General features: G+C 62.7%; 12 protein-coding genes. 6 read left to right on the forward strand and 6 right to left on the reverse strand.

What is annotated here, in order from left to right; translation table 11 throughout:
* Positions 1-158: 158 nt before the first annotated feature.
* The 6 genes from HPY44_07980 to HPY44_08005 all read left to right on the forward strand — a co-directional run bounded on the left by HPY44_07980 (position 159) and on the right by HPY44_08005 (position 6,568).
* Entirely contained in the window at positions 159-1,958 is a 1,800-nt protein-coding gene (locus tag HPY44_07980) for an ABC transporter substrate-binding protein (protein ID NSW55935.1), read from the forward strand.
* Positions 1,955-2,893 carry an ABC transporter permease gene (locus HPY44_07985; protein NSW55936.1) on the forward strand — a complete coding sequence of 313 codons (939 nt, stop codon included), beginning with the start codon at positions 1,955-1,957 and terminating at the stop codon, positions 2,891-2,893. Before HPY44_07980 ends, HPY44_07985 begins: the two co-directional genes overlap by 4 nt.
* 10 nt (positions 2,894-2,903) lie before the next feature.
* Positions 2,904-3,803 (forward strand): ABC transporter permease, encoded by a 900-nt coding sequence (locus HPY44_07990; protein NSW55937.1) that lies wholly within the window; start codon positions 2,904-2,906, stop codon positions 3,801-3,803.
* A gap of 113 nt (positions 3,804-3,916) precedes the next feature.
* The gene (locus tag HPY44_07995) at positions 3,917-4,912 is read left to right on the forward strand and encodes an ABC transporter ATP-binding protein (protein ID NSW55938.1); all 996 of its coding nucleotides are present in this window, start codon (positions 3,917-3,919) and stop codon (positions 4,910-4,912) included.
* The gene (locus HPY44_08000; protein NSW55939.1) at positions 4,909-5,910 is read left to right on the forward strand and encodes an ABC transporter ATP-binding protein; all 1,002 of its coding nucleotides are present in this window, start codon (positions 4,909-4,911) and stop codon (positions 5,908-5,910) included. The genes HPY44_07995 and HPY44_08000 overlap by 4 nt, the downstream gene beginning before the upstream one ends.
* A gap of 1 nt (position 5,911) precedes the next feature.
* Complete coding sequence (locus HPY44_08005) at positions 5,912-6,568, forward strand: RloB domain-containing protein (GenBank protein NSW55940.1); 657 nt, start codon at positions 5,912-5,914, stop codon at positions 6,566-6,568.
* A gap of 34 nt (positions 6,569-6,602) precedes the next feature.
* Here HPY44_08005 and HPY44_08010 read toward each other — a convergent pair whose 3' ends face one another.
* The 6 genes from HPY44_08010 to HPY44_08035 form a co-directional block, all read right to left on the reverse strand.
* On the reverse strand, positions 6,603-7,424 hold the full coding sequence (locus HPY44_08010; protein NSW55941.1) for a sugar phosphate isomerase/epimerase: 822 nt from the start codon (positions 7,422-7,424) through the stop codon (positions 6,603-6,605).
* A gap of 43 nt (positions 7,425-7,467) precedes the next feature.
* Positions 7,468-7,827, reverse strand: a complete 360-nt coding sequence (locus HPY44_08015) for a restriction endonuclease (protein NSW55942.1) — start codon at positions 7,825-7,827, stop codon at positions 7,468-7,470.
* 68 nt (positions 7,828-7,895) lie between these two features.
* On the reverse strand, positions 7,896-9,017 hold the full coding sequence (locus HPY44_08020; GenBank protein ID NSW55943.1) for a Gfo/Idh/MocA family oxidoreductase: 1,122 nt from the start codon (positions 9,015-9,017) through the stop codon (positions 7,896-7,898).
* Between the two features lie 50 nt (positions 9,018-9,067).
* On the reverse strand, positions 9,068-9,838 hold the full coding sequence (locus HPY44_08025) for an SDR family oxidoreductase (protein ID NSW55944.1): 771 nt from the start codon (positions 9,836-9,838) through the stop codon (positions 9,068-9,070).
* A gap of 172 nt (positions 9,839-10,010) precedes the next feature.
* Complete coding sequence (locus tag HPY44_08030; GenBank protein NSW55945.1) at positions 10,011-11,018, reverse strand: Gfo/Idh/MocA family oxidoreductase; 1,008 nt, start codon at positions 11,016-11,018, stop codon at positions 10,011-10,013.
* Between the two features lie 61 nt (positions 11,019-11,079).
* Entirely contained in the window at positions 11,080-13,587 is a 2,508-nt protein-coding gene (locus tag HPY44_08035; GenBank protein ID NSW55946.1) for a hypothetical protein, read from the reverse strand.
* Positions 13,588-13,621: the final 34 nt, after the last annotated feature.

Genomic DNA, 13,621 nt, shown 5'->3' on the forward strand with positions numbered 1-13,621 from the left:
CTGAATGGACTGCGCGACTATAGCACCGTGGGCCCGAGAGCGCAAATCAGATTGCATGGTTTTCGCTGCGAGCAGGAGAAGGAATCCGCATGGCTTGCGCGGAACACCACAGCGTTTTGCCGTGTTTAGGTACGAAACCCCAGTCTCGGAGGCAGTCGTTGCGGCTCTACGCGGGTGTTATCAGGTTCTTTATCATCGTGGTGCTCATCCACGTGGCCATGTTCTGGCTGGTGGGTGTGCTTGCAGGGCGATCCGCCCGGGAAGCACCAACGGCGAACACGCTGCGTCTTGCCGGAAGTTCCATCCAGGTGCGCACTCTTGACCCCGTTGCCGTGGGGGATACGTCATCCCACCGTATCTGCGCCCAGATCTACGAGGGCCTCGTCGCGTACAACCAGAAGACCCTCGCCGTGGACCCCTGCCTCGCCGAGCGCTGGGAAATATCCCCCGACGGTAAGCTATACACCTTCTACCTGCGAAAGGGAGTGCATTTCCAGGACGACCCGTGTTTCCCAGGAGGCAAGGGGCGCGAGGTGACCGCCGAAGACGTGGTCTACAGCTTCCGACGCGTCTGCGATCCCATCGCGCTGGGGACGGGATTCTGGCTGGTCGATGGGCGGGTGAAGGGGGCAACGGAGTACAATCGGGCCCGGCAGGCATTTCTCGAGAAGCACCCGAACTTCTGGGAACTGGGTGATGAAGAGGGACAGGGGGAGGGCGTCACCGGGTTCCGGGCGCTGTCACGGTACGTGTTCCAGATTGAGCTTGTTCGGCCCTTCGCACCTTTCCTGAAAGTTCTCGCGATGTCATACTTCTTCGTGACCCCGCCCGAAGCGGTGCGCAAGTATGGGCCGACCAATAATCCTCCGGGGCGCGACACGTTTTTCAAACATCCCGTGGGCACCGGTCCCTTTATCCTCGAGCGCTGGGAGCCTGACGTTGAGATTATCCTGCGCGCGAACCCCGACTATTGGGGCCGAGACAAGCAAGGACGCAAGCTCCCGTACATCGACGCCGCCTATATGGTAAGTCGCCGCGACCCTCATACGGCTTTCATGGAGTTCGAAGAGGGCAACTCGGACATCGCCGGTGTTCCCGACCAGGACTGGGACCGGGTCATGAACCCCGACAAGACCCTCAAGGAGCCCTATGCCAGCCGGTTCGTCATGGAGACCGCGCCCACGCTCACCACGTTCTACTATGGTTTCAACATGACGAAGGAGCCCTTCAAGGGCAACAAAGCGCTACGCCAGGCATTCAACTATGCCATCGACCGGGCCGCGATCATTGACAAGATCTACCGGGGGGTGGGTTTTCCGGCATACGGGCCAATACCGCCCGGTCTGCCCGGGCATGATCCGAACAATAAGCGATACGAGTATGATGTGGCGAAGGCAAAGAAGCTGTTGGCTGAAGCCGGATACCCAGACGGCAAGGGTCTCGATGAAATCGTCCTGCACGTCTCCGGCGCGGCCGACGCGCCGGATCGCACCAGCGTGGCCGTGATGGAGCAACTGCGGCTCATCAACGTGAAGGTACGTCTGAAATCCCAACCGTGGCCGCTTCATCTGGAATCCATCGACCGCGGGGAGGCTGTCTTCTTCCGACTGGGCTGGGTTGCCGACTATCCTGACGCCGAGAACTTCCTGGCCCTGTTCATCACTCGGAACCACAATCCCGGCCCTAACAGCACTCTATATTCCAACCCGGAGTATGACCGCCTTTACGACGAAGCCATGCTGGAACCGGTGGAGGCGAAGCGCGCAGTGCTGTACAGGCGCATGGCCGACATCATCGTGGAGGACTGCCCGTGGCTGTTCACAACATATGACGAGACTATTTCCCTTCGCCAGCCCTGGGTCACCAACTATCCGCTGAACGCCCTGGGCATCGCGTACTTCAAGAATATCATACTCACTCGTGGCTCCAGTGGCGCGGCATCAGGGGGGCGCGGATGAGCTCCTACCTGAACTACACCATTCGGCGGCTCCTGTTCGCGATCCCCATTCTCTGGGGAGTCTTCACGGTCACGTTCATACTTTTCTTCATCGTGCCTGGAGACCCCGCGCGGCTGCTCATGGGGCAGCACCGCGACGCCGCCATGGAAGCCGCGATGGCGAAACAGTGGGGCCTGGACAAACCGCTGCACGTGCAGTACTGGAACTTCCTTAAGCGCGTTGCGGTGCTTGACTTCGGCCAGTCCTTCACCACAAAGCGGGATGTGACCGATTGCATACTCCAGCGCCTCCCGGCCACTGCCGCCCTGGGCATCCCGTCGCTCACCTTGGGGATGTTCCTGGGCATAGCCGCGGGACTCTGGGCGGCGATGCGGGCCAACAAGGCTGCGGACAATGTGATCCGCTTCATCACTTTCTGTCTTGTTTCGATACCTTTCTTCCTTCTAGCCATCGCGCTTCAGGCACTGGCCCAGCGATGGGACTTCCTGCCAATCGCCGGGTATGTCAACGGGCCGGCAGGCTGGCTGCACCTCGTGCTTCCGGTGTTTGTGATGACCCTGGGCTCCTTCGCCGGCCTCACGCGTCTCACCCGTACCGCTGTGCTCGAGGTTCTCACGGAGGATTATATCCGCACTGCGAAAGCCAAGGGTCTGCCCGAAGTGGTTGTGGTTGTGCGCCACGCCCTGAAAAACGCCATGATCCCGCTGGTGACCAACCTCTCGGTTGCGGTCGCGGGGGCCCTTACCGGCGCGTTTTTCGTGGAGACCGTCTTCGCATGGCCCGGCGTTGGCCTTTTGGCCGTGGATGCCATAAACAATCGTGACTTCCCCACAATCATGGGAACGGTCATGTTCGGCGCGATTTTGTTCGTCCTGGCCGATATCGTCGGCGACCTGCTCACCGCGTATATGGACCCGCGAATCACTCTCAAGTAGGCGGCTCACAGTGGCATCGGAAGGTCTGGCACATTCTGCGCCCAAACCCCGGCACCGCACATACTGGCGAGACGTGTGGCTGCGCCTGCGCCGCAACCGGCTGGCCATGGCGAGCCTTGTCTACGTAGTCGCCTTGGTGCTCGTGGCGGTTTCAGCGCCGTATATCCAGCGCTATGACCCTATCGTCCAGGACCTTGATAACGCGAAGAAGCCGCCGTCAGTGGAGCACTTTTTCGGCACCGACCTGTATGGGCGCGACATCTACAGCCGCGTGGTCCACGGAACCCGCATTGCGCTGATCGTCGGGATCATCGCCACGGCTGTGGCCATCGTTCTCGGGGTGATACTGGGGGGCATATCCGGCTACTTTGGCGGGTTTATCGACCAGACAGTGATCTTCGTCTACAGCGTGGTAGCGACATTCCCGAGCCTGCTATTCATCCTCGCACTGACCAACGCTCTTCCGCCTGTGGGCGAGCCGCGGCTGTTCAAGGTCTACCTCGCAATCGGCCTGTCCTCATGGGTAGGCATGTGCCGGCTGACCCGCAACCTGTTCCGCTCTTTCCGGGAACAGGAGTACGTGCTTGCTGCCCGCGCATTGGGCGCGGGACCGCTGCGTATCATCTTCATGCATATGGTCCCGAATATGACCGGGTTCATCGTGGTTGCCGTCTCGGGTGGCATCGCCGGGGCCATCGCAGCGGAGGCGGGTATCAGCTTCCTGGGTTTCGGCGTCGCCCCGCCCGACCCGAGCTGGGGCGTGATGATCAGTGAGGGCCGTTCGTACCTGCAAGCCAACTGGTGGATGATTGTCTGCCCTGCAGTCGCGACCCTGCTGGCGGTTTTCGCGTTCAATCTTCTCGCAGACGGCTTGCGGGATGCCTTCGACCCGCGGCATGAAAATGTCTGACGCCGGGAGTCCCTCGCCGTCCCTGAGCTGGGGCTTGCACTCTGCGAGCCGTCCGCTTGTCGCAGTTGTCGTCCGCCGTCAGCCTTAGAATCCGTCCACAGGAGTCTGCCTACGTGGCGTTGCTCGAGATTCAGGACCTGACCATTGATTTCCGCTCACTCGACGGCACCGTGCGCGCGCTGCATGGGGTGGATCTCAGCATCGAGCCCGGCGAGGTGCGCGGCCTCGTAGGTGAGTCCGGTTGCGGAAAAAGCCAGACGTGTCTGGCGATTCCAAGGCTCGTTCATCCGTCCGGTACAGTGCGCGCGAAAAGCATTCGTTTCGATGGCGAGGAACTCACCTCGTGGCCCGAGCGCCGAATGCGCTCCCTGCGCGGGAACAAGATCAGCATGATCTTTCAGGAGCCGATGACATCGCTCAACCCGTGCCTGACGGTAGGTGAGCAATTGTCCGAGCCTCTTGTGCTCCACCGTAACGCCACGTGGGGCGAGGCCAAGGAGCGAGTGGTGGAGATGCTGTCGCGCGTCGGCATCTCTGACGCCGCACAGCGCTACCACGAATACCCCCACCAGCTTTCGGGAGGCATGCGGCAGCGCGCCATGATCGCCATGGCGCTGATCTGCGAGCCGCGGCTGCTCCTTGCCGACGAGCCCACCACCGCGCTGGATGTCACCGTGCAGGCGCAGATCCTGGAGCTCATGAAGCGGCTGCGTGATGAGACCGGTGCGGCGATCCTCCTGGTCACACACAATCTCGGCGTGGTCGCTCAGATTTGCGATCGGGTCTCGGTGATGTATGCCGGGCGCATCGCAGAAGAAGGCACGGCGCTGGAGATCTTCGCCCGGCCAGAGCACCCATACACTCGCGGTCTCATGCATTCGGTGCCGCGCCTGAGACCTCCCCAGGGCGCCCCACAGAAGCTGGAGCCGATCCCGGGCAGCGTGCCGAGTATCTCCGCAATGCCCTCGGGCTGCCCGTTCCATCCGCGCTGCAAGTACGCCGAAGAGATCTGTGCTACCGTCTTGCCGGACTTCATCGAGACCGGGCCTGGCCACCGTTCCTTGTGCCATTTCGCCGGGCAGCTGGACGAAAAGGAGGCCCGGGCATGAGCGAGGCCATCCTCGAAATGCGCGATGTGCGCAAGTGGTTCCCGATCACCGCGGGCCTCATGCAGATGACCGTCGGATATGTGCGCGCTGTGGACGGGGTGACTTTGTCGGTGATGCGCGGCGAGACCCTGGGGCTGGTGGGAGAGAGCGGGTGCGGCAAGTCCACCCTGGGCCGCATGGCCGTGAAGCTTCTAGAACCGACTCGGGGGAGCGTTTACTACTCCGGACAAGACGTCTGCCATGTCCGCGGCAAGGCGTTGGCGGAGTTCCGTCGCCGCGCTCAGATTATCTTCCAGGACCCGTATTCGTCGCTCAACCCTCGCATGACCGCGGGTGGCATCATCGGCGAAGGCCTGCGTATTCACCGGCTTGTGCCGCGCAACGAGGTGCGGGATCGCGTATCCGACCTTCTGGAACGCGTTGGCCTGGACCGGTCCGATTTCGTGCGATATCCCCACGAGTTTAGCGGCGGCCAAAGACAGCGTCTCGGCATCGCCCGCGCGCTTGCGGTCGAACCGGACTTTATCGTGTGTGATGAGCCCGTCAGCGCGCTGGATGTGTCCATCCAGGCCCAGATTGTGGAACTCCTCAAGGCGCTGCAATCCGACTTGGGACTGTCGTATCTCTTTGTTGCCCACGACCTTGCGGTGGTGAGGCACATCAGCGACCGTGTGGCTGTCATGTACCTGGGGCAACTCTGCGAGTTGGCGCCACGTAACATCATTTACGACTTCCCTGCACATCCGTACACTCAGGCGCTCCTGTCAGCGGTGCCCGAACCCGACCCCACCATCCCCTTGAAGCCCAAGCCGCTGCCCGGGGAGGTCCCCAGCGCAGCGCGCCCACCGTCGGGCTGCAGGTTCCATCCACGCTGTCCGATGGCGGAGCCGATCTGCCGGACAGAGAACCCGGAATGGCGAGAGTTGGGTCCGGGACATTTCGTCGCCTGCCATCTGGCCAGTGAACACAGCCTCACGCAGCCACCTGCGGAGCAGTAGCTTGGCCCGACTCGTCCCCCGTCGCAATCACAATGGCCGCGTACTTCCGCCAGGTCGCCCGCCTGCTGACGGTCCCTTGCGCGGGCGCGTCCTGATTGCCTGCGAGGGCTCCGCGACCGAGCCCATCTACTTCGATTCCCTCTGCCGGGACTTGGGCCTTGCGGGTGACGAAGTGGAGATACTCGGAGATGAGAGCGGCTCACACCCCCTGAGTGTCGTGACTTGCGCACAGCGACGGGTCAGGCGCGTGATGCGGACGCTGGAGCTTGACATCAGCCCGTATGACAGTGTCTGGTGCGTATTTGATTGCGACCAGCATCCAAAGGTCAAGGATGCGATCGGACGCGCCGCGAGCCTCGGTTTCAAGGTGGCGTTCTCGAACCCGTGCTTTGAACTCTGGTTTCTGCTGCACTTCGCGTATTCCTCGGCAGAACTGTCCGGGCGCGAGGTGCGAATGCGGCTTGCGAAGTTCATTCCGGGGTACGGCAAGTCGCAAGATGTGTATGACCTGCTTGTGCCGCACCAGGAGACCGCGCGCACCCATGCGGAACGACTGCGCGCATATCACAAGCGTGCGGCCGACCCTCCAGACCGCAACCCTTCAACCACCGTGGACCGCCTGGTGTACGAACTAATCGAACTGGCGCATAGAAGCTGAGGGCATGCCGACGGACCGAGCAGCCCCCTCGCTACTACCCCCTGATCCCCAGTTCATCCATCATCCCCGCAGTGCTCCGGTACGCCTCCGTAACCCAGTCCACGATCTTGTCCGGCTCGGGTGAGTACTCCAGTTCGATGCTGACCACACCATCGAAGCCCACGTCTCTCAGTGCCGCGAGATACGGCTTCAGGTCCACCACTCCGCGGCCCGGGGGCAGGTCTCCGTGCACCTTCCCGTCGCAGTCCGAGAAATGCACGTGCGCGATGCGGCCCTTCAACCTCTGGATCGCCTCGGGCGGATCGTGGGCCAGCGCGAGATGGGATACGTCCACATTGGCCCGCACCGCAGGGTGATCAACGTCATCCAGGAACCGCACCATCTTGTCCACGTTGTTGATGAGTGACTGGTGGAAGGGCTCCAGTTCGATGGCGATCTCGAGACCGAGGTCCTCAGCGTACTCTCCCAGTTCCCGTACGTTCTCCACGCCCCACTGCCATTGCTGCCCGGGCGGGATGACCTCCTGCTGCCAGATGTACTCGCCGAGGACCAGCAGAAGATTGCGGCCTTCAAGCTCGTAGACTAGGTCGAGATATGCCTCGCAGCGCTCCATGTGGAACCGCTGTACGGGCATGTTGAAGTCGATGAGCCCCACCGCAACGCAACAGACGGAGACGATGGGCAGACCGGCATCGCAGCACGAATCGCGGATCAGCTTGCGCTCTTTGATGTCGATGTCGAAGGGGTCGGTGTGGATATCGACGGTGTCAAATCCGATGGCTTTGGTGTGCCGGATGCCCTCAGGCGTCGGCATTTTGGTCTGCGCCCATGCTGAGTTGATGAGACCGAGTTTCATTGTGAGGCCTCCTCTTAGCCGGTCCGACGCGAGAAGCGTCCCGTCACTGTTCGGCTATTTCCCATAGACTTTGGCCGGGTAAACGCGGTGTACGCCGCTCCACGCTTTGGCGCGAAGCAGGTTCCTGTCCAACACTCGCTCTCTGCCGCTTCACCTGACCGATTGTCCTGATTTCGCTGATGCCGATGGAGAAGTTGGCACGGATATCGATGCCACCGTCGCGAGTCCGCTGGGTCACCTCGCAGTCAGTGAAGCTGATTCTCTCCAGCAGGTCGCGTACGAGATGCTCGAATTCGTACGGCTCCATTTCCCCAACGTGGGCTCGAAGATCTTCACGCACAGATTGGCGCTGGGCTTCGATAGTGTCCCTGATCTTGTCTATCGGCGTCAGCGTTCTCAGCACATCGGTTCCCCCTCAGATGCATTGGTCTTCCACCAGTTTCGCCCAGCATCACATGGCCGGTATTGACCTCACCCGTCCTCCCCCGTCACCTCGCTGATGGCCACCGGGCGATGCTCATCGATGGACAGGTAGCACGCGTCCACCAGTGCCATGGTCCGGAGATTGTCCCGGCCGCTGATTGCGGGCTCACTGCCGGTGGCGATGGCGTCAAACAGCATCCCCATGGTGCCCGAGAAGGCGTCCGGAAACCACACTTCCGACCATTGGGGGCGGAACCAGACGCCCGGTTGTCTCGCCGTGGAGAACTCGATTGTACTCGGCTGCCGGTTGGGATAACCCGGCCAACCTATGGTCCCCTGTGCAAGGCCCTCAGTGCCCTCGACGCGCCATTTGATGTAGCAGTCTCCCGCGGCGCCTTCCCGCGCCGGGCCCGCCCACACGTCATCCCACGAACTGGCGCGCATTCCGTTCTCGTACTCCAGGATATAGAGACAGATGCCGTCTCGGTGTGGGAACTTCGTACGCGGGTCAGGCCTGCAACTCACATAGACGCTCTGCGGATCGCCGAACAGGAACCGGAAGCAGTCGAGGTGGTGGATGCTCATGTTGAGCAGCGTGAGGCGGTCGTACTCTTCCAGGAACGGCTGCCAGTGGGGGATGGCGCGCATCTCAATGGTCCCCAGCACCGGTTCGCCAAGATAGCCGCGGTCGAGGAGCGTCTTGAGCGCGCGGATGGACTGGTCGTAACGCATGTTCTGGTTGACACCGAGGACGATTCCAGCGGCCTCGCACGCGCGCACGACTTCGCAGGCCTCGGGGTAGTTCATCGCGAGTGGCTTCTGGGCCAGGATGCCCTTGATGTGGCCGGAGTAGCCGCAGGCCGCCTGAACGATCTCCCGTTGCTGGTCGGGCGGGAAAGCTAGGTCCAGCACCTCGATGTCGGTATCCGCGATCAGCTCCTGCCACGTATCGTAGACTCGAGGGATTCCGCGAAGTGCCGCCGCCTCACGGGCGTGGGCAGGAGTGCGGGAGGCGATGGCCAGGGTCTCGAAGCCCGCGTCGTTGTACGAGACGATCTGGACGTCCCGCATGATGAACCCCGAGCCGATGGCGCCGATGCGGTAGGTTGCTTTTGGTGCGGGGGGCATGACAGACAGATCCAGATACACGTGCGCGTTGTTGGATGCCATCGTGAACACCCTCCGGCAGTGGTAACGGCTTCCGGCGAGGGAAGCGCGGTCTACCAGGGAGGCAGGGCCATGGTTCCGCCTTCGACCGGCAGGGAGACCGCGTTGATGTACTCCGCATCGTCGCTGATCAGGAACGCAACCGCCTTAGCAACATCTTCCGGAGTGCCCAACCGGCGCACCGGGATGCGCCGCGCGACGTCGGCATAGAGTTCCTCGAGGGGTTGGGTCCACCCCTCAGCACTGGCCGCGAGCATCGGCGTGTCGATAGTGCCCGGGCAGACACCGACAACGCGAACCTTGCCCGCGTGGTCCGTGGCAAGCGCGCGGATCATCGACTCCAGAGCCCCTTTGGATGCGCAGTACAGAGCGTGTTCCGGGAAACCAACGAACGCGGCCACTGAGGTGGTGATGACGAGAACGCCCTTGCCCTGGGCCTCCATCACGGGGATCACGTGCTTGGCGAGCCAGAAGTTGCCCATCACGTTGACACCCATGACCAGGTTCCAGTCGTTGAGGTTGAAGTCGGTGGCACGGCCTTTGCGCCAGACGCCCGCATTGCTGTGCACGGCGTCGATCCGGCCGTGAAACGATACGGCCTGCTCCACCATGGCACGAACACTGTCTCCATCCGCCATGTCCACCTCGATGAACCGCGCGCAGAGGCCCTGGCTGGTGAGTTCTCTCTCCAGTTCAGCGCCGCGTTCGGGCTGGTTGGAGGCCATGATGACTCTGGCGCCGGACTGGGCGAAGTACCGCGCGCAGCCCTCGCCAATTCCCGAGGTCGCCCCTGTGATGAGAATGACTTTGCCTTCGATGGACATGGTATTGCCTCCAGCTCCGACTGTGAACGATTACGCCGCCTGATGCCGATGCGTGCACTCCGCCGCGGCTCGCCGGGTGTGTTCGATCGCGGGGCAGTACCGGCAAGCCCGTGGTGGGACCCGGTACTGCCCCTCTCATCGGTGCTGGATGGCTCGGCGAGTTGAGCCTCGCTCAGCCTTCCAGCGGAAGTTCGATGCGCTTCTTGAGCTTGCTGGATTCCAGGATCGCCAGGGCCAGCTCGATGTTCGCCATGCCCTCTTCGCCCGGAATCGTGCACGGTCCGTCTGTCTGGATCGCCTCGATCCACTCGCGAATCTCGCGCCGGTTGCCGTTCTCCACGCCCTCGGCGAGTTCGGAACTCGGGACCGTGAAGCTTGTGTCGGCGGTCAGGGACTTGAATGTGAACTCCTTGCCCCAACTGAAGCGGATCGAGCCACCGCTGCCGGAGAGCTCCACCTCAGTGCGCCCGAGGGCGTTGAAATTGCCCTCGGTCAAGATGCAGATGCCGCCGTTCTCGAACTCAATCACGCCGGTGGTAGCATTGGCCCAGAGTGGGCTCTTCGGGTCGAAGGAGATATCCCAGCCGCTGACAGCAACAGGCTTGCCGAAGATGCAGCGTGCGAAGTCGATTTCGTGCACGGAGACCTCGAACAGATTGTGGCCGACCACAGAGACGTCATCGCGCCAGTGGTTGTCCGCCCAGCGCGCCTTGGGCGGGCCATAGCGGCAGATATGACCGTGCAGGGGCACGCCGATTTCGCCGCCGACCACCAGGTCGATAGCCTTCTTGAAATCCGGCAGATAGCGCAGCACCTGGCCGATCTGCAGCTTCACGCCTGCGTCTTTGCAGGCATCGATCATCGCGCGGCAGTCGGCGAGTGTCAGCGCCATGGGCTTTTCACAGAACACGTGCTTGCCCGCCTGAGCGGACTCGATGGTGCCCGGCGCGTGGAAGCTGTTGGGCACGGCGATGATGGTGGCGTCTAGCTCCACGCCATTGAGCATGTCTGTGAGGCTCGCGAATACCGGCACGCCGTACTCCCGAGCGAAGGCCTCGCGCGACGCCTCGGCAACATCCGCCCCGGCGACCAGGACCGCGTCGTCGAGGGTCTTCAGCTGATTGACCAGCGCCTTGCCCATGCCCCCGCATCCGAACAGACCGACTCTGACCTGTGACATTGTGTCCTCCGTGTGATCGACCGATTCGTACGTCATGGCGGCCCGAGACAGAGCCATCGAGCTACCAGGTGGTCTCCATGGCGGCTTCGTCGTTTTCTATGCGCCGCTGGATCTGATCCAACGCGATGCCCGTGGGCACTCGCGCATCCGTGTAAATGCGGGCGGCCCAGGCGGGCAGCTTGTCTTCGATGATTCCACCGGCAGCCTGGATTCGCCTCTCAGCGGACAATACCTTCACCCAACCATCACCCAGCCCCGGAACCAGGATTCGCGCGGGTATCTCCTTGTCGGTGGCGTTCACGACGGCGACGTACACCGCGCCGTTGTAGCGCCAGGCCATGATCTGCGCCTCATCGGGACGCACGCCGAGAATGCGGGCATGCTGCAGCGGCTCGCCGCCAAGCATGACCGGCATCAGGAGCGCCATCTCCGGCCCGATGTTGGACAGATAAGTGTTCAGCAGGCTGGGGTGCTTCTGTGTGTAGGCCCATGCAAAGGGGATGATCCCATCAGCACCGTTGAGCAGGGCCATGTAGTGCATGGCGCGGATCTCGGTGAGGTTCGGAGCGCGCTCCGAGGCTTCCTTGGCCTTGTCCCACTCGCTGTAGCTGAACGCCTGCGGCGCGACCCAGACCGGCTTGTTACCGCGCACGCCGGCCTTCACATCCAGGAGCGCCTGCCGGACCATGCTCAGCGGTTCCTTCGGGCCTCCACCGCGCGCGAACCCGGGGTAGGGGTCGATCCAGAGGATGTCTGCGGCTTCCTGAAGCTTCAGCAGCGTGGAAGCGTGGTTGTCCAGCACCACGCACGGGTGGTACGGGTCGGCATCAGCAACAGTCTGGTAAACGCGCTTGATGTTCGCGCGCCAGACTGCCCCGCGCGGTTCGTCGCACAGGTACCACGCCAGCAGCGCCGGGTGATCCTTGTAGGTGTTCACATACTGGCGGATATCCGCGAGGTCCTGTTCGGTCAGCTCCGCTCGGTCGCGGAACCCGAAAAAGCTCACCGCCCCCGGGTACGGTTCCATGATCACATGCAGACCCATGCTCTGCGCCCGGTCCAGCCAGGCCTTGAGATCCGCGTCGCGGTGAGTGTACCAGGCGGTGTAGGTGTGGATCGTGTTGAAGCCCGCTTCGGCAAGGCGCGCGTCAGGACCGGCGCCCATGAAGCCGTGGGGGAAAAACAGGCGGCCATCTACGCGAAGCCGGCCGCTATCGTCGATAATGACCTCGTGCGGGGCAGGCTTGAGTTTGCGAAGTGGAGCGGTTCCCTCGGCGATCACCTTCCCGGCCGAGATGGCCCGGGCACGCACGGTGTACTCACCCGCGGGCAGCATAGCGCTGGAGAAGGCCACTTCCAGCGACCCAGTCAGAGGGATGCGCGCCACGTTACGGGTGGCCAGTTCCGTTTCGCCCAGGCAGAGGGAGGCTTGGAGTTCCGCTCCGACCAGTTGCTTCCGTGGCACGTTCACCTGAAGGGCACAAACTACTTCGTTCGATGGCAGACTTGCGTAAATGGTTCCCCGATACGCGGGCTTCAGGAAGGTTATGTCGACGGGCTGGTGGTCGAGCATGACCACATGCTCGGAGCGGTTGAGGAGGTCGCCATTGGCGCGCCGGGTGATCTCGACATTGACGCGCGCATAGTCGGCCGGCTGCACGCTCACGGGAATGCGAAGCTGTCCGGAGCCCGTGGCGAGCACCGAGACGGCATCGCTCTCCGAGCGCCCCCCTTCGCTGGTGATTAGGGTGACCAGCGCCCTCACACCCACCGGGCGCCCGGTCTGGTTTGAGAACGGCACGACCAGGTCGCCATTGAGCCGGCCGTTCTCGAAAAACGGATTCTCCAGCACAGGCGCCGAAACGGTCACCATATGCGCCCGGAAGTTGGCGTCTAGGCCCTGAAGGAGCCCGAAAGCCTCCGGATGGTGGAAGCCGTCTGTCATGGGCGGCGACCAGCAGGACAGCTCGGCCGGCGGTGTCTTCTTCTCGCGGCAGACGTTGATCCCCCACTGCGATCCGGCGTCGCTCTCCATGCGCAGGCCGACGTACGGGATACTCAGCTCCACCTGCCACGAGTCCGGGTTCTTCTGGGTCGCGGCTATCGCTCCGGTCTCGAAATCAGTGTCGATGCTCGCGCCGGCGTTTGTCATCCAGGCGTCATAGATCGCGCCCAGAGGGTTCACGATGATGTGGGCGTAGCTCTGCCGGGCGCGCCCGGTATCGATGAGCAGTTCCACGCAGTCGTCCGTCCAGAGCGTGTCGTCGTGCCCACTGAACCTGGCCACCAGGGCATCCATCGTCGGGTCCATGCAGACGATTGCGAAGTACACCGCACGGTCATCATAGGCCACGCGGAACAGCGTCGCAGCCTGTGCGGGAGCGCCGTCTCTCGGTGTCCGGAAGTCGCCGACCAGCGGGGCATCCTGCCAGCAGGCGTCATCCAGGGCTCCGTCAATGACCGGGGCTGACTTCGCGCGAACAGCCGTGGTCGCTGGTGGATCGGCGAAAACGCTCAGGGCCGACACCAGCAGCACGCCGGTGGCAAGCAGGGGTCCAATTCGTCTCATGATGAACCACGTCCTTCCATGCAAACAGGGCACC

It is taken from the genome of Armatimonadota bacterium (genome assembly GCA_013314775.1).
GTDB lineage: Bacteria > Armatimonadota > Zipacnadia > Zipacnadales > JABUFB01 > JABUFB01.

Coding starts and splice junctions, on each gene's coding strand:
- HPY44_08000 (NSW55939.1), top strand. CDS start 4,909: ATGAGCGAGGCCATCCTCGAAATGCGCGATGTGCGCAAGTGGTTCCCG.
- HPY44_08020 (NSW55943.1), bottom strand. CDS start 9,017: ATGGCATCCAACAACGCGCACGTGTATCTGGATCTGTCTGTCATGCCC.
- HPY44_08010 (NSW55941.1), bottom strand. CDS start 7,424: ATGAAACTCGGTCTCATCAACTCAGCATGGGCGCAGACCAAAATGCCG.
- HPY44_08030 (NSW55945.1), bottom strand. CDS start 11,018: ATGTCACAGGTCAGAGTCGGTCTGTTCGGATGCGGGGGCATGGGCAAG.
- HPY44_08025 (NSW55944.1), bottom strand. CDS start 9,838: ATGTCCATCGAAGGCAAAGTCATTCTCATCACAGGGGCGACCTCGGGA.
- HPY44_07985 (NSW55936.1), top strand. CDS start 1,955: ATGAGCTCCTACCTGAACTACACCATTCGGCGGCTCCTGTTCGCGATC.
- HPY44_08035 (NSW55946.1), bottom strand. CDS start 13,587: ATGAGACGAATTGGACCCCTGCTTGCCACCGGCGTGCTGCTGGTGTCG.